This is a genomic window from Geminicoccus flavidas (assembly GCF_009806515.1).
GTDB classification, from domain to species: domain Bacteria; phylum Pseudomonadota; class Alphaproteobacteria; order Geminicoccales; family Geminicoccaceae; genus Geminicoccus; species Geminicoccus flavidus.
In genome coordinates, this window is sequence record NZ_WUJP01000794.1 from 1 (window position 1) to 15415 (window position 15415).

Annotated in this window: 13 protein-coding genes; 6 read left to right on the forward strand and 7 right to left on the reverse strand. The window is 67.9% G+C overall.

Going from position 1 to position 15415, the window contains the following annotated elements; all coding sequences use genetic code 11:
* The coding region (gene zapE, locus EQG76_RS22795) for a cell division protein ZapE (RefSeq protein ID WP_159716601.1) at positions 1 to 900 on the reverse strand (900 nt) is incomplete at its 3' end.
* Between the two features lie 132 nt (positions 901 to 1032).
* Here zapE and EQG76_RS22800 point away from each other — a divergent pair.
* Entirely contained in the window at positions 1033 to 1596 is a 564-nt protein-coding gene (locus EQG76_RS22800; protein WP_200841040.1) for an AAA family ATPase, read from the forward strand.
* Here the strand turns inward: EQG76_RS22800 and EQG76_RS22805 are convergent.
* From EQG76_RS22805 to EQG76_RS22820, 4 genes are all read right to left on the reverse strand, one after another.
* Positions 1581 to 2135 carry an NADPH-dependent FMN reductase gene (locus tag EQG76_RS22805; protein ID WP_159716602.1) on the reverse strand — a complete coding sequence of 185 codons (555 nt, stop codon included), beginning with the start codon at positions 2133 to 2135 and terminating at the stop codon, positions 1581 to 1583. The two genes, EQG76_RS22800 and EQG76_RS22805, sit on opposite strands and share 16 nt — an antisense overlap.
* A gap of 63 nt (positions 2136 to 2198) precedes the next feature.
* Positions 2199 to 3119 carry a DMT family transporter gene (locus tag EQG76_RS22810; RefSeq protein WP_159716603.1) on the reverse strand — a complete coding sequence of 307 codons (921 nt, stop codon included), beginning with the start codon at positions 3117 to 3119 and terminating at the stop codon, positions 2199 to 2201.
* A 154-nt stretch (positions 3120 to 3273) separates the two neighbouring features.
* Positions 3274 to 6432 carry an efflux RND transporter permease subunit gene (locus EQG76_RS22815; RefSeq protein WP_159716604.1) on the reverse strand — a complete coding sequence of 1053 codons (3159 nt, stop codon included), beginning with the start codon at positions 6430 to 6432 and terminating at the stop codon, positions 3274 to 3276.
* Positions 6433 to 6442: 10 nt separating this feature from the next.
* A complete protein-coding gene (locus tag EQG76_RS22820) occupies positions 6443 to 7612 on the reverse strand; it encodes an efflux RND transporter periplasmic adaptor subunit (protein ID WP_159716605.1) in 1170 nt (389 codons plus the stop codon).
* Between the two features lie 234 nt (positions 7613 to 7846).
* Here EQG76_RS22820 and EQG76_RS22825 point away from each other — a divergent pair, with 234 nt between their 5' ends.
* The 4 genes from EQG76_RS22825 to EQG76_RS22840 all read left to right on the forward strand — a co-directional run bounded on the left by EQG76_RS22825 (position 7847) and on the right by EQG76_RS22840 (position 11978).
* The gene (locus tag EQG76_RS22825; RefSeq protein ID WP_159716606.1) at positions 7847 to 8521 is read left to right on the forward strand and encodes a TetR/AcrR family transcriptional regulator; all 675 of its coding nucleotides are present in this window, start codon (positions 7847 to 7849) and stop codon (positions 8519 to 8521) included.
* Between the two features lie 253 nt (positions 8522 to 8774).
* The gene (locus EQG76_RS22830; protein WP_159716607.1) at positions 8775 to 9032 is read left to right on the forward strand and encodes a hypothetical protein; all 258 of its coding nucleotides are present in this window, start codon (positions 8775 to 8777) and stop codon (positions 9030 to 9032) included.
* Positions 8989 to 11502, forward strand: a complete 2514-nt coding sequence (locus EQG76_RS22835; RefSeq protein WP_159716608.1) for a YncE family protein — start codon at positions 8989 to 8991, stop codon at positions 11500 to 11502. Before EQG76_RS22830 ends, EQG76_RS22835 begins: the two co-directional genes overlap by 44 nt.
* A gap of 131 nt (positions 11503 to 11633) precedes the next feature.
* On the forward strand, positions 11634 to 11978 hold the full coding sequence (locus tag EQG76_RS22840) for a hypothetical protein (protein WP_159716609.1): 345 nt from the start codon (positions 11634 to 11636) through the stop codon (positions 11976 to 11978).
* Positions 11979 to 12008: 30 nt separating this feature from the next.
* Here the strand turns inward: EQG76_RS22840 and hemH are convergent, their stop codons facing one another.
* Positions 12009 to 13088: a ferrochelatase gene (hemH, locus tag EQG76_RS22845; RefSeq protein WP_159716610.1), complete on the reverse strand. Its 1080-nt coding sequence runs from the start codon at positions 13086 to 13088 to the stop codon at positions 12009 to 12011.
* Positions 13089 to 13239: 151 nt separating this feature from the next.
* Between hemH and EQG76_RS22850 the strand changes: the two genes are divergently transcribed.
* The gene (locus EQG76_RS22850) at positions 13240 to 14631 is read left to right on the forward strand and encodes an aminotransferase (protein ID WP_159716611.1); all 1392 of its coding nucleotides are present in this window, start codon (positions 13240 to 13242) and stop codon (positions 14629 to 14631) included.
* A gap of 55 nt (positions 14632 to 14686) precedes the next feature.
* Here the strand turns inward: EQG76_RS22850 and EQG76_RS22855 are convergent.
* The coding region (locus EQG76_RS22855) for a hypothetical protein (RefSeq protein ID WP_159716612.1) at positions 14687 to 15415 on the reverse strand (729 nt) is incomplete at its 5' end.

Here is a 15415-nt window from a genome sequence, read left to right on the forward strand (position 1 = left end):
GAACACGACCCGGAAGCGCTCGGCGATCGCCAAGTAGTCGGCGGCTCCCAGCGGCCGGTCGCACAGCTCGGGAAAGTCAAAGAAGGCGATGGGCCCCTCGGCCCGGGCGACCCTTAGGCTGCGCGTACCCACCGACAGATCGACCGGTGTCCCCGGCTGCCCGTCGGTCAGCGCCAGGAACAGCCGCTCCGCCGCGTCTGCCGCAGCCTCGTCCAGGGGCGCGAACCAGGTGGCGAGGTCGCGCAGCCGCTCGACTCGGTAGTCGACCGGTCCGTTCAGGCTCAGCACGTCGACCCGCTGCTTCAGCAGCGCGATGAACGGCAGGAAGCGCTCGCGGTTGAGCCCGTCCCAGTACAGCCGGTCCGGCGGCCAGTTCGACGTCGCGACCACGGTGACGCCGACGTCGAACAGGCCGGTGAACAGCCGGCCCAGGATCATCGCGTCCGCGATGTTGACCACGTGGAACTCGTCGAAGCACAATAGCCGCGTCTCGCCAGCGATCGCATCGGCCACCCGCCCGACCGGATCGCCCTCGGCACCGGCCTCGCGCAGCTCGTGCAGCCGGCGCTGTACTTCCAGCATGAAGGCATGGAAGTGGACCCGGCGGGTCCTCGGCTCCGGTGTGGCCGCGACGAACAGGTCCATCAGCATCGACTTGCCGCGGCCGACCGAGCCCCAGAGATAGACGCCTTCGACCGGCGCCGGGGCAGGCGGCATCTTGCGGCCGAACAGGCTGCTCCAGAACCCGCCGCCATTGCCGCCATTGCTGCCTTCAGGCGGACGGGCCGCCAGCTCGTCGTGCAGGCGCTGCAGGCGCTGGGCCGCACGCTCCTGGTCGGGATCGGCCTTGAGCTCGCCCTGGGCGAGCTTCTCCCGGTAGAGCGCGAGAGGTCCGGTCAAGAGCCTGCCTTTGCTGCAATTGGACATGGTGCCGGCAGCGAGGCCGGGCCCCCGGCGCATTAGCAAGTCCGCGGCAAAAGTCGATCCGTCCGGCACCCATGACGCACCCAACTACGATCGGAGGAACGAAGCGTGATCCAGCCTTGCCGCATCGTGCTCACCGGCGGCCCCGGCTCGGGCAAGAGCACGCTGCTCGCCGCGCTCTCGAGGAAGGGCGAGCGCTGCGTGGCCGAGACCGGCCGCGCCATCATCCAGGAGCAGATGAAGAGCGGCGGCAATGCCTTGCCCTGGGGCGACCGGACCGGCTTCGCCCTGGCCATGCTGGAGCGCGAGGTGGCGAACTTTCACCGTGCCGCCGGCAGCTTCCGGTTCTGGTTCGATCGCGGCATCCCCGACGTGCTGGGCTATCTGCGTCTGGAGGGCTTGCCGGTGCCGCCCGCCGTGGCGGAGGCCGCGCGTGCGCACCGCTACCATTGTCAGGTGTTCGTCTGCCCACCCTGGCCCGAGATCTTCGTCCAGGACCACGAGCGCCGCCAGTCGCCCGAGATCGCCCAGCGCACCCATGCCGAGATGGTCAGGACCTATGGCGAGCTCGGCTACACGCTGATCGAGGTGCCGCGCCTGCCCGTGGCGGCGCGCGCGGCGTTCCTGCTGGACAGGCTGGCCGCGGCCCCGGCGGATCAGCCCGGCCGGTGACGCTCGATCCATGCGAGGAAGGCCGCCAGGTGGTTGCCCAGGAACTGGCGGGTGCGGTCCTCCACCACGTTGTGCTCGGGATCGATCATGCCGGGCTTGAAGCTCAGATACATCTCCGGCTGGCCCATCACCACCATGCCCAGCCCGACCACCACATGGCGGAGCTGGGACTGGGCCACGGCGGTGCCGATCGCCCCCGGCGAGGCGCCGACGATTGCGGCGGGCTTGCCCGGCCAGCAGCTCGTGCCGACCGGGCGGCTGCCCCAGTCTAGCACGTTCTTCATCACCGGCGTGAACGAGCGGTTGTATTCCGGCGTCACGAACAGCACCGCGTCGGCCGCCGTCACCGCTTCCTTCATCCGCCGGACCGCTGCCGGCGGCTCCGGATCGAACAGGTCCTCGTTGTAGAGCGGGATGTCCGCCAGCTCGAGCAGGTCGAATTCACACTGGCTCCCGGCGAGCTTGGCCAGCGCCTGGGCTAGCTTGCGGTTGATGGAATCCCGCCGGAGGCTTCCGACGATCACGGCGACACGCGGCATGCTGCCCTCCCGGACGATGACCCGTCTTCTGAACTTGCGGCGACCGCCCTGCGGGGCAAGGGCTCAGGCGGAGGTGGCCCGGCCGCGCCACATCCTGGCCCAGGGGAGCTGGGCCACCAGTGCGCCCAGGCTCACCAGGGCGGCACCGGCGAGGGTGCGGCCGCCGATCCCGCCCTGGCCCAGCAGCACCGCCAGCACCACGACATAGAATGGCAGCAGGTTCTGGTGCATCGACGCGACGGTGACACCCAGCAGGCGCACGGACACGAACCAGAGCGGCATCGACAGGCCGATGCCGATGCAGCCCATCCAGAGCAGCAACAGGATCTCCCGCCCGTCCGGTGCTACCGGCGGCAGCCAGCCGGCACCGGTCAGCCCGGCGGACAGCAGCGTGAGCGTGGCCCCGCCGGCTGCCAGCGTCACCAGCGACTGTGCCAGCGTGTCGTGGCCGTCCAGGTCGCGCACGGTGGCACGGGAGAACAGCGCCCAGAGCGTGATCGAGACGAGCAGCACGAGCTCGCCGCCGCGAAAGCCGGGCGCGCCCGCCGCGAAGCTGCCGCTGGCCAGCACCCCACCGGCGATCGCCAGGCCCACGCCCAGCAGCAGGCTGGTCCGCACGCGCTCCGTACCCTGCACCGCGCCGATGATGGCGGATACCAGCGGCATGGTGGTGAACACGATCGCGGCTGCCATCGGGTCGGACAGGTCCTGGCCCCAGATCATCAGCACCACGGACGGCACCATGTAGAAGCAGGACAGGCGCAGCACGACCGGCCAGGGGATGCCGCCTAGGCGCAGCGGACGGCGCAGCAGCGGGAACAGCAGGAGGACGCCCGGTGCCGCGACGAGCAGCCGGGCGGCGGCCAGCGTCAGGGGCGGCCAGGTCGCCAGCAGGATCTCCGTCACCGGGATGGTGGTCGCCCAGATGAGGTTGCTGGCGATCCCGGCCAGGTTGCCCCACAAGACCGGCCGCTCGCCGCCCATGTCCCAGCCATTTTCCTCATCGGGCGGCGCGCGGACCCCCGCGTGCTGTCCCGACCATGCAAAAGAAACGGCGCCGCCGGGCCGGTCAAGCCCGTCGGCGCCGTTGGGGCAGAGCAGCGGGGATGGTGTCGCACCCTCCCCGCCGTCCCGCCGGTTATGCGGCGGGCACTGCCGCCTGGGCCCGGCCACGCCGCCGCCCGGCCAGCCAGCGGCAGACCACGTAGAACACCGGCGTGAACAGGAGGCCGAACAGGGTCACCCCCAGCATGCCGGCGAACACGGTGGTGCCGAGCGTGCGGCGCATCTCGGCACCCGCCCCGGTGCTGAGCACCAGCGGCACCACGCCCAGGATGAAGGCAAGGGAGGTCATGACGATCGGGCGCAGCCGGGTGCGCGCCGCCTCCACCGCCGCATCCAGCCGGTCCATGCCCCGCTCCTCGGCCTGCTTGGCGAACTCCACGATCAGGATCGCGTTCTTCGCCGCCAGGCCGATCAGCACGACCAGGCCGATCTGGACCAGGATGTCGTTGGCGAAGCCCGCAGCCAGCACGCCGCTGATCGCCGCCAGCACGCACATCGGCACGATCAGGATCACCGCCAGCGGCAGGAGCCAGCTCTCGTAGAGCCCCGCCAGCACCAGGAACACGAACACCACCGCCGCGATGAAGGCGAACACCGCTGTGTTGCCGGCCAGCTTTTCCTGGAGCGACAGCTCGGTCCACTCATAGGCAAAGCCGCTCGGCAGGAGCTCGCCCGCCAGCCGCTCCATCGCCGTCAACGCCTGGGCACTGGACGTGCCCGGCAGGGTCGAGCCCTGCAGCTCGGCCGCCGGGTAGAGATTGTAGCGCGCCACCCGGTAGGGCCCGGTGATGTCGCGGAAGGTCGCGACCGAGCCCAGCGGCACCATCGCCCCGTTGTCGCTGCGGGTCTTGAGCCTGGCCACGTCGCGCGGGGTCTGGCGATAGGGCCAGTCGGCCTGCGCGGTCACCCGGAAGGTGCGGCCGGACAGGTTGTAGTCGTTGACGTAGGCGGAGCCGAGATAGACCTCCAGCGCCTCGAACACCCGGGACGCCGGGACCTCCAGCATCTCCGCCTGCACCCGGTCGATGTCGGCATAGACCTTGGGCGTCTTGGTGCTGAACAGGGAGAATACCGAGGTGAGGCCCGGCTCGGCATTGGCGGCCGCGGCCACGGCCTGGGTCGCCTCCTCCAGGGCCGGCAGGCCGCGGCCGTTGCGGTCCTGGATCATCATCTTGAAGCCGCCGCCCGTGCCTAAGCCCCGGACCGGCGGCGGCATCAGGCTGAACACCATCGCCTCCTGGACCCCGCTCAGGCGCTGGCGGAAGTCGGCCAGGATCGCGTTGGCATCATGGCCCCCCGCCGCCCGCTCCGGGAACGGCTCCAGGGCGGAGAAGATCACGCCGCCGCTCGGCGTGTTGGTGAAGGTGGCGCCATCGAAGCCGGAGAAGGCCACGCTGTGGGCGACCCCAGGGGTTTCGCGGATCAGCCCCGCCACCTCGCGCACCACCTTGTCGGTACGGTCCAGGGACGAGCCGGGCGGGAGCTGGATCACGGTGATCAGGTAGCCCTGGTCCTGCTCGGGGATGAAGCCGCCGGGCGTGCGCTCCACCTGGAGCCAGGTGAAGCCCAAGAGGCCGGCATAGACGAGCAGGATCAGTACCGGCAGGCGCACCAGCCGCCGGGTCAGGCCGGCATAGCCGCCCGAGATCCGATCGAACACATGGTCGAAGCCGCGGAAGAAGGCGTGCACCGGCCGGGCCAGCAGGCCGGGCTTGTGGTGCGGATCGTGCGGCTTCAGCAGCAATGCCGCGAGGGCCGGGCTCAGCGTCAGCGACACGATCAGGGAGATGCCGGTGGCAGCGGCGATGGTCAGCGCGAACTGCCGGTAGAACTGACCGGAGATGCCGGTGATGAAGGCGGTCGGCACGAACACCGCGATCAGCACGAGCGCGATCGCGACCAGGGCTGTGCCGACCTCGTCCATGGTCCGGTGCGCCGCCTCCTTGGGCGTCATGCCGGCCGCCAGGTTGCGCTCGACATTCTCCACCACGACGATCGCGTCATCGACCACGATGCCGATCGCCAGCACCAGGCCGAACAGCGACAGGTTGTTGAGCGAGAAGCCCATCGCGGCCATCACCGCGAAAGTGCCGATGAGCGAGACCGGGATCGCCAGGATCGGGATGATCGAGGCCCGCCAGGTCTTGAGGAACAGGATCACCACGACCACGACCAGCGCCACGGCCTCGAAGATGGTCTTGTAGACCTCGTGGACCGATTCCGCGATGAACTCGGTGGGATCGTAGATGATTCGGTATTCCAGGCCCTCCGGGAAGTTCTGGGACAGCTCTTCCATGGTGGCGTGCAGCGCCTGGGACGTCGCCAGCGCGTTGGAGCCCGGGCGCTGGAACACCAGCAGCGGCAGGGCCGGATCCTCGTCGAGATAGCCGATGGTCGAGTAGTCGACCGCGCCGACCTCGACCCTGGCCACGTCGCGGACCCGGGTCACCCGCCCGCTGCCGTCGGTCTTGACCACGATGTTGGCGAATTCTTTGGGCTCGACCAGCCGGCCCTTGGTTTCCAGGTTGAGCTGGAAGTCGCCCGGTGACGGATTGGGCGGCTGGTTCAGCACGCCGGACGCCACCTGGACGTTCTGCGCGCGCAGGGCTGCCACGATCTCGCCGGGCGTCAGGTCCAGAGCAGCGGCACGCTCCGGGTCGATCCAGACCCGCATCGAATATTCGCGCGCACCGAACAGCTGGACATCGCCCACCCCGTCGACCCGGGACAGCACGTCGCGGACCTGCAGCACCGCGTAGTTGGACAGATAGAGCAGGTCCACCGCCGGGTCGGTCGACAGGAGATGGATGACCATCAGCATGTCGGGCGAGCTCTTCTGGGTAGTGATGCCCAGCCGCCGGACCTCCTCGGGCAGGCTCGCCTCCGCGATCGCCACGCGGTTCTGGACCAGCACCTGCGCCTTATCCAGGTCGGTGCCGAGGTCGAAGGCGATGGTGATGGTCAGCGCGCCATCCGCGGTGGACTGGGAGGACATGTAGAGCATGTCCTCCACGCCGTTGATCTCCTGCTCGAGCGGGGCTGCCACCGTGTCGGCCACGGTCTCCGCCGAGGCGCCGGGATAGGTCGCCCTCACCGTGACGGTGGGCGGGGCCACCTCGGGATATTGCGCCACCGGCAGGCCCAGATAGGCGATGCCGCCGACGATGGTGATGATGATCGAGACGACCGCCGCCAGGATCGGGCGGTCGACGAACACATGGGTGAAGCGCATCGACCGCTCCTCAGTTTTCCGTCGCCGCGACTTCGACCTCGACCTTGCCGGCCTCGGGCGTCACCTTGGCTCCTGGCCGCGCACGCACGAGCCCGTCCACGATCACGTCGTCCTGGCCGGTGATGCCCTGGCGCACGACGCGCAGGCCGTCATGGAGCGGCCCGATCCGCACGACCTTGGGCTGCACCACGCCCTCGGCATCCACCGTCATGATCAGCTTGCGCGCCTGGTCGCTCAGTACGGCCCGGTCCGGCACCAGGATCGCTTGGTAGGGCTCGGAGCCGGGCATGCCCAGCCGGCCGAACTGGCCGGGCGTGAGGAAGAGGTTCGGGTTCGCGACGATCGCCCGGGCGCGCAGGGTCCCGCTCGCCGGGTCGATCCGGTTGTCCAGGAAGTCGAGCGTGCCCTTGAGCGACCAGCTCTGCTCGTCGGGCAGGCGCAGCACGACCTCCACCTTGCCGTCACGCTGCGAGGCCATCCGCCCCTCCGCCGCGGCCCGGCTATAGGCCAGGAACTCGCTCTCGCTCATGTCGAAGTCGAAATAGATCGGGTCGAGCGCCACGATCGTGGTCAGGACGGTGGCGGATGGCTCGCCCGCCACCAGGTTCCCGACATCGACCAGCCGGCGCGAGATCCGGCCATCCAGCGGGGCGCGCACCTCGGTGAACTCCAGGTCCAGCTTCGCCTTGGCGAGCGCCGCCTCCGCCGACTGCACGCCGGCATCGGCCACCTCCTTGTCCTGTAGGCGCTGGTCGAAGGTCGCCTTGGCGACCGCCGACGTGGATACCAGGGCCCGGGAACGCTCCAGATCGGCCACCGCCAGCTGCTGGCGTGCCCGGGCGCTGACCAGGTTCGCCTCGGCCTCCTGCAGCGCATTGCGGAACGGCCGCTGGTCGATGATGAACAGGAGATCGCCCTTCTTCACCATCTGGCCGTCAGTGAACGCGATCTGTTCGAGATAGCCGGATACCCGGGCGCGTACGTCGACGATGGCATAAGGATTGAACCGGCCGGTGAACTCGTCCCGGTCGACGATCTCCTGGACGAGTGGCTTGGCCACGGTGACGGCCGGCGGCGGGGGCGCCGCTTCGGCCTGTTGCTGGTCGTCCTCCCCGCATGCAGCGAGTGCCGTCAGGGCAGCGAAGGCGGCGCCGATGCGCCAGATCCGACCGATCGTCATGACTTTCCCCCCACCTGCGGCATGCAGCCTCCGAAGCCGGCCCCCATCCGGGCTGGTGACGACCGCCTCGGGCATGACGCTTTCCCAGGTTCTGTATCAGTTGCTACGAAATGGGCAGCGGCCGCGTCGGGTCAAACCCCGGGGATTGTGACAAATATCACTTGGCATCGCTCCGCCCCCGCCCAGGTGCCCGACCTTGCTCACGGTCCATCCTGCGCCAATCTATCGTCCATCATGACGAATCCGGATGAATCCTGCCTGAAGCGGCGCGGACGACCTCGATCGTTCGACCGTGCCGCGGCACTTGAGCAGGCCATGCTGCTGTTCTGGCGCCAAGGCTATGCCGCGACCTCGATCGCCGACCTGACCGAAGCCATGGGCATCAGCCCGCCCAGCCTGTACGCGGCGTTCGGCGACAAGGAGCGGCTGTTCCTGGAGGCGCTCGATCGCTACCAGGGCGACGTGCTGAGCTCCGCCGCCCTGATCATGGCCCGAGCACCGAGTGCGCGGGCCGCAGTCGAGGCAGTGCTGCGCGCCACGGCCGACCGGCTGACCCGGCCGGACCTGCCGCGCGGCTGCATGGCGGTGACCTCCGCGATGAACTGCGGCGAGGAACTCAGCCACCTGGCCGAGGAGCTCGTCCGGCGGCGCAAGGCGTCGCTGCAGCGGCTGCGCGACCGGCTGGACCGGGCGCTGGCGGACGGCGAGCTGCCCGACGGGACCGACACGGCAGCCCTCGCCACCTTCTACCAGACCGTGGCGCAGGGCATGACGATCCAGGCACGCGACGGCGCCAGCCGGGACGAGCTGCTGGCCACCGTCGAGGCGGCGATGCGCGCCTGGCCCGGCAAGAACGAAGCGCAGCACGATCCGCAACCGGCCGACGCCACTGGACAGGCTGGCCGATAAGCCTGCACCCGCACGGGCCCGTGTCCTGAAATGCCCAGTTCATGGCAGGCCGCCGGCCCGGCGCGGCAAGCATCGCCAGCGCGCCGCGTGCTTGGCAGCTTCGCCGTCTGCGGCAAACCTCGTGCTCTTCGATCGAAGCAGCGCGCAACTCACTAATCCTCGTGGAGACCGACAGCATCAGTTGCCGGCTCGCCCTCTCTTCACTGCCCCGCAATCAATTTAGATCACAATGGCAGATAATTGACTATTAATATTGATCGACTATTCCTGGATACTCCATAAATACAAGTCATTGCAGATCGTTTATAATATTCATGCTGAAATTACACTTGGATCTGCTATGATGAGCGCCATTCCTATGTGCTGGGAGAAGTCGTTCTTCGAGAGAGGGTCCGCGAATGCAAACCAAGGCGATGGGGAAGAAGTGCTGGCGCTCGTTCGCTGGCCTGTTGCTGAGCTCGACACTGATGATCGGCGCACCGGCGCAGACCGCAGCGGCCCAGGAGGGTGAGGAGGCGGCGGCACGGGCCGTCTATGCGGGTGCCACCTATTCCAGCCCGATCGCGATCTCGCAGGACGACCGGCTGGTCTGGAGCGTGAACCCGGCCGACGACAGCGTGTCCGTGCTGCGCACCGACACCAAGATCGTGCTGGCCAAGATCAGGGTCGGCGACGAGCCCGAGAGCGTGGCCCTCGACCCGGACAACCGGTACGCCTACGTCGCGAACGCTGCCGGCAGCAGCGTGACGGTGATCCGGATCAACAATAGCGCCTATGGCAGCTGGTCGGCCCGGGTCGAGCGGACGATCACGACCGGCGCCGAGCCCTGGAACATCGTGATCTCGCCAGACGGCAGGCGGGTCTTCGCCGCCAACAGCGGCCAGGACACGATCACCGTCATCAACGCGGCGACCCGGACGGTCATCGGCCATGTCGACCTGCGCAATAGCCTGTGCAACGACCCCGACCGGCAGCGCCATTTCCAGCCGCGCGGCCTAGCGGTGACGCAGGACAACAAGAAGCTCTACGTCACCCGCTTCATTTCCTTCACCAAGCGCAACGGCGTGCAGGCCGACGATCAGGGCCGGGAAGGCCTGGTCTGCCGCCTGGACATCAACACCAATGCCAGCGGCATCAGCGGCTACAAGGTAGCCAAGGCGATCCGGCTGCAGCCGCAGGCGACCGGCTTCCAGATCGTCGCCAACGGGAGACCGGTCAGGGGCACCGCCTCCACGGCGTTTCCCAACCAGATGCAGAGCATCGTGATCCACGGGAACAATGCCTATCTGCCGAACATCGCAGCTTCACCGGAAGGCGTGCTGCAGTTCCAGAATTCTACTGAGGCCTACGTCAACACCATCAGGGGCATCAACGGCGCCAACCAGCAGGATGGCGGCGCGCTCAACCTGCATCTGGGCGCCAGGAACCCGGAGCCGGGCAAGAAGCGGCTGTTCTTCGCCAACACCTGGGCCATCGCCTTCACCAGCCCGAGCGGTGCCGGCAGCGCCTATGCGGTCTCGGCCGGCAGCGACCTGCTGGTCAAGCTCAGGGTGGCCGGCAACGGCAATCTCAGTTTCACCGTGGACAGCGACACCACCCGCTATATCGACCTGAACGATCCCGAGGACGCGGCGACCCGTGGCAATAATGCCGGCAAGAACCCGCAGGGCATCGTGATCGACTCGGCCGGCAGGTTCGCCTACGTCAACAATTTCGTGTCGCGCAACGTCTCCATCGTCGACCTGACCCGGGACCGGGTGGTGAAGGTGGTCCGCACCACACCCTTGCCCGCACCCGGCTCGCGGGCCGAACGGATCCTGGTCGGTGCGGAGATGTTCTTCTCCAGCCGCGGGCACTTCAACCGGATCGGGCGCGTGTCGGCTGATGAGCGCCTGTCCCAGGAGGGCTGGCAGAACTGCGCCAGCTGCCACTTCAAGGGCCTGACCGACGGCATCGTCTGGTCGTTCAACGCGGGTCCACGCAAGTCGATCTCGCTGGGCGGCACCTTCGATCCGCGCAACCGCAACCGGCAACGGATCCTCAACTATTCGGCGCTGCGGGACGAGATCCAGGACTTTGACCTCAACACCCGGAACGTGTCGGGACCGGGCCCGCTGGCGACGCCGATCGACTGTAGCGCGCCGCCGCCGCCACAGAGCAATTTCGACCCCAACCACGGCCTGATCCTGGGCGACGTCAACCCGAACCAGCCGCCCTGCGTGATCAACGACTTCCTCAAGCCCAACACCAACCGCAACCAGGCCACGGTCACGCTGCCGGGCAGCACGACCAGGGTGAAGTCGCTCGACGCGATGAAGGAGTGGGTGCAGTTCGCCGTGCGTCCGCTGAACGGCCCGCTCAACAGCCGGCAGATCCAGGGGGGCGTCCCGATCAGCCAGATCCAACAGGGCCGCGACCTCTTTAGGACCGGCGGGTGCGCCCGGTGCCATAATGGCGGACTGTGGAGCAACAGCATCGTCGACTTCAGGCCGCCGCCGAAGAACACCGACATCTTCTGCGAGCGGAACATCAACAACGCGGCCCTGCCCGGCTGTACCAAGGACCCGGCATTCGGCAACCCGGTGGCCGCCCAGTTCCTGGACCGATTCCTGGAGGATGTCGGCTCGTTCAATCTCGGCGTCAGAGGCAGGGGCAACCCGATCGACGGCAATATCGGTGCGCCCGAGAAGGCGTCGCCGGTCGTCGTCGCCGGTGTCCTGCAGGCCCAGCAGGATGCGCTCGGCATCGACTACAACAATGACGGCAAGGGTGTCGGCTTCAGCGTCCAGTCGCTGCTCGGCATCTTCGGGGCGCCGCCCTATATGCATAACGGCGCCTGCGAGACGATCGCCTGCGTCGTGGGCGACCGGAAGCACCGCACCGGCAACGGCCGGTTCGCCGACGGGCTGTCCGACCCGGCCAGGCGGGCGCTGGTCGTGAAGTTCGTGGAATCGATCAGCACGCAGACCACGCCGTTCTGAGCGAGACGGCCCGGATCCGGCCATCCCAGGTCCGGGCCGCCCAAGCCGTCATGGGTCACGGTCTTCCAAGCCAGGCCGGTTCAGGGCAAACCTGCCGGCAGGAACGCGTTCAGCTGCGAGACATGACCCGGATGAGCATGCGACCTTGGCTGATGGCAGCGGCGGCAGCCGCGCTGGCCGGCTGCAGCACCCTGCAGCCGCTGCCCGACCACCCGGGCGCCGTCGCCGCCATCGAAAGCTACTATGCCGCGCATGCCTGGGAGGAAGGTGCGCGCTGCGTCAGCCCCTCGATGCAGGTGACCCAGACACGGGTGCTGGAGGACACACCCGGCCGGCTGGTGGTCGAGACCCGGTACTATTGGCGCGACGGCAAGCGGACCGCCAAGGCTCCGGGCTTCTGCTCCGGCTTCAGCACCAGGACCTTCACTCTCGAAGAAGGCAGGGTGGTCGCCATGACCGGGGAGCAGCGGCGCTAGCAGGGCCTGCCGCCAGCCGGCCGGCCCGGCTCACACCCAGCCAGCCAGCTCCCGCTCGACCAGCTCGACGATCAGGCGGATACCGGCCTCACCGTCGTTCAGGCAGGGGATATAGGTGAACTGCTCGCCGCCCGCATGAGTGAAGATCTCGCGGTTCTCGCCCTCGATCTCCTCCAGCGTTTCCAGGCAGTCGACCGAGAAGCCCGGCGAGATCACCGCGACCTTCTTCACGCCCTGCTTGGGCAGGGCGGCCATGGTCTCGTCCAGATAGGGCTGGAGCCACTCGTCGGGGCCGAAGCGCGACTGGAAGCAGACCTGGGTCCGCTCCGGCTCCAGCCCCAGCTCGCTGAACACCAGCCGTGCGGTCTTGTGGCACTGGCAGTGATAGGGATCGCCGCGCAGCAGATATTCCTTGGGCATGCCGTGGAAGCTCATCACGAGCTTGTCCGGCTGCCAGTCCAGCCCGGCCAGATGGTCGCGGATGCTGTCGGCGATGGTCCGGACATAGCTTGGATGGTCGTGATAGGGGGGTGCCGTGCGCAGGGCCGGCTGCCAGCGCATGGACATGAGCTTCTTGAACACCACGTCGCAGCCGGTAGCGGTCGTGGCGGCGCTGTATTGCGGGTAGAGAGGCAGGAGGACCAGCCGGGTGCAGCCCTGGCGGAACAGCCGCTCCACCACCGCCGGCAGGGCCGGGTTGGCGTAGCGCATGCCAAAATCGACGACCACGTTCGGGTAGCGCCCGGCCAGGATCGCCTGGACCTTCTGCGCCTGGGAGCGGGTCACCGTCTTGAGCGGCCCCTCGTCCAGCTCCTTGTTCCAAATGGTCTCGTAGTCCTTGCCCTTGCGGCCGGGCCGCTTGGTCAGGATCACGCCCTGGAGGAGAGCCTGCCAGAGCAAAAACGGCTTCTCGATCACGCGGCGGTCGGACAGGAACTCCGACAGGTAGCGGCGCATCGGCCAGTAGCTGGTCCCGTCCGGCGTGCCGAGATTGGACAGGATCACCCCGATCTTCTCACGGAGGACGGGCGGATGGCCCTGTGGCAGCGGGCCGGTGGCGGCGGCTTGTGGCGCAACGCGGCTGCCTGGCCGCTCGATCTGCCCGATCATCGATCCCCCTCCGGACTGGCACCTGCCAGATAATGCCCAACCGGCCATGTGCAAGTGGCGGGGCCGGGCCGCCGCCGGCGGGGGTGGCCCTGGCCGGCCGCGGCCCCTACCATGAAGGTCGATCCCGTTGGCTTCATGGAACGCCGCCATCATGACCCAAGCATCGACCCACGCGCCGAACTCGCTCGCGGCCCGCGACATCGCCTATCTGATCCATCCCTACACGAACCTGCGCGTGCACGAGAAGCAGGGCCCGCTGGTAATCACCAAGGGCAAGGGCGTGTGGGTCGAGGACGATGACGGCAAGCAGTATATCGAGGGCTTGGCCGGCCTTTGGTGCGCGGCGCTGGGCTTCGACAACAAGCGGCTGGTCGAGGCGGCGCGCCGCCAGATGGAGGTCATGCCCTATTCGCACCAGTTCGCGCACCGCTCGACCACGCCCGTGATCGAGCTGGGCGAGAAGCTGCTGGCGATGGCCCCGGACAGCCTGACCAAGGTCTGGTTCGTCAATTCCGGCTCCGAGGCGATCGACACCGCGATCAAGCTGATCTGGTACTACAACAACGCCAAGGGCCGGCCCGAGAAGAAGAAGATCATCAGCCGCCGGCGCGCCTATCATGGCATCACGCTGGCGGCCGGCCACCTGACCGCGCTGGAGTATGCCCGCAAGGGCTTCGACCTGCCGATGGCCGACCGGTTTCTGAACGTCACCCCGCCGACCCTGTACCGCGAGGGCCAGCAGGGCGAGACCGAGGAGCAGTTCACCGACCGGCTCGCCAAGGAGCTGGAGGACCTGATCCAGGAACACGGCGCCGACACGATCGCCGCCTTCGTCGCCGAGCCGGTCCAGGGAGCTGGTGGTGTGATCGTCCCGCCGGACAGCTACTTCCCCAAGATCATCCCGATCCTGAAGAAGCACGACATCCTGTTCGTGGCCGACGAGGTGATCTGCGGCTTCTGCCGGACCGGCCAGATGTTCGGCTCGCAGACCTACGGCATCCAGCCGGACCTGATGACCGTCGCCAAGCAGCTCTCCTCGGCCTACCTGCCGATCGCAGGCCTGCTCATGAGCGACGAGTTCTACCAGGTGCTGGCCGACCGCTCAGCCGAGCTCGGCAATATCGGCATGGGCTACACCTATGGCGGCCACCCGGTCGCGGCGGCGGTCGCCCTGGAAACGCTGAAGATCTACGAGGAGGAGGACACGCTCGGCCACGTCCAGTCCGTCGCCCCGCACTTCATGAAGCGGCTGAAGGCGATGGAGCAGCACCCGCTGGTCGGCGAGGCGCGCGGCGTGGGCCTGATCGGTGCCGTCGAGTTGGTCAAGGACAAGGCGACCCGCGAGCAGTTCCCGGCATCGGCCAAGGCCTCGGTCACCGCGGTCAATGCCTGCCTGCCGCACGGCCTGATCCTGCGCGGCCTGCCCTTCGACGCGATCGGCATCTGCCCGCCGCTAATCATCAACGAGGCCGAGATCGACCAGCTGTTCGACCGGCTCTGGTCGGGGCTGGACGACGCGATGGACAAGCTGCAGGCGGCCTGAGCGGGCACCCGCTCATGATCGAGGGCGGTCGGCCCGGTGCCGGCCGCCCTTGCTTTCAGGCATGGCAGGTGGCGGCGCCCGCCTTGCCTTTCGCCTTCAGGAACGACTTGGTCTGCTGCCACCAGGCCGCGTTGGGGTCCCAGGTGGCGCGCTGAACCTTGCCGTCCACCCGCGGCAGCAGCGTCCCCCATAGGCACAGGCTGTCGCCCAGCCGATAGGCCGTCTCAAGCTGCTCGCGGAAGAAGTCGCCCGGGATGATCTGGTAGCGGATCTTCGGATCGCTGCTCAACTCGTGATACTGCATCCAGAGCCAGGGCATCACGGGCTTGCCGTACTTGTGCGCCTCCTCCGCGACGATTTCGGCGAACTTGGCCCAGTTCTGCCGGTTCGACGTGTAGGCGTGGTAGGAAGGCATGATCCAGTCGACCTTGTCCGCCAGCGGCTGCATCATGCGGTTGACGCGCTGCTGGTAGGCCAGCCGCTCGCCGCCGGCGATATAGTCGCCGTACCGATTCTTCGGCATGATGCCATAATAGGCGAGCTTGGTGGTCGAAGGCACCCGGGCCCGCACATACTCGATCGCCCGGATATACTTCTCGCGCTGCGGCGCGGAGGCCGCGTTCCAGCGCTCGATGTCGAGCGTGACCAGAGGGAAGTTGTTCGCCTTGACGATGGCGATGACCTTGTCCAGTTTCCGGTAGTCGGGATTCTCGCCGGTGATCAGGTCGTTCTGATAATAGATCGGCATGCGCGGCAGGCCGCACTTGGCCAGATCACTCGGCCC

Bases quoted from the DNA above. Each gene is read 5' to 3' on its own strand.
- EQG76_RS22850 (WP_159716611.1), top strand. From the start codon at position 13,240: ATGACCCAAGCATCGACCCACGCGCCGAACTCGCTCGCGGCCCGCGAC.
- EQG76_RS22820 (WP_159716605.1), bottom strand. From the start codon at position 7,612: ATGACGATCGGTCGGATCTGGCGCATCGGCGCCGCCTTCGCTGCCCTG.
- EQG76_RS22825 (WP_159716606.1), top strand. From the start codon at position 7,847: ATGACGAATCCGGATGAATCCTGCCTGAAGCGGCGCGGACGACCTCGA.
- EQG76_RS22835 (WP_159716608.1), top strand. From the start codon at position 8,989: ATGATCGGCGCACCGGCGCAGACCGCAGCGGCCCAGGAGGGTGAGGAG.
- hemH (WP_159716610.1), bottom strand. From the start codon at position 13,088: ATGATCGGGCAGATCGAGCGGCCAGGCAGCCGCGTTGCGCCACAAGCC.
- EQG76_RS22840 (WP_159716609.1), top strand. From the start codon at position 11,634: ATGAGCATGCGACCTTGGCTGATGGCAGCGGCGGCAGCCGCGCTGGCC.
- EQG76_RS22805 (WP_159716602.1), bottom strand. From the start codon at position 2,135: ATGCCGCGTGTCGCCGTGATCGTCGGAAGCCTCCGGCGGGATTCCATC.
- EQG76_RS22810 (WP_159716603.1), bottom strand. From the start codon at position 3,119: ATGGGCGGCGAGCGGCCGGTCTTGTGGGGCAACCTGGCCGGGATCGCC.
- EQG76_RS22815 (WP_159716604.1), bottom strand. From the start codon at position 6,432: ATGCGCTTCACCCATGTGTTCGTCGACCGCCCGATCCTGGCGGCGGTC.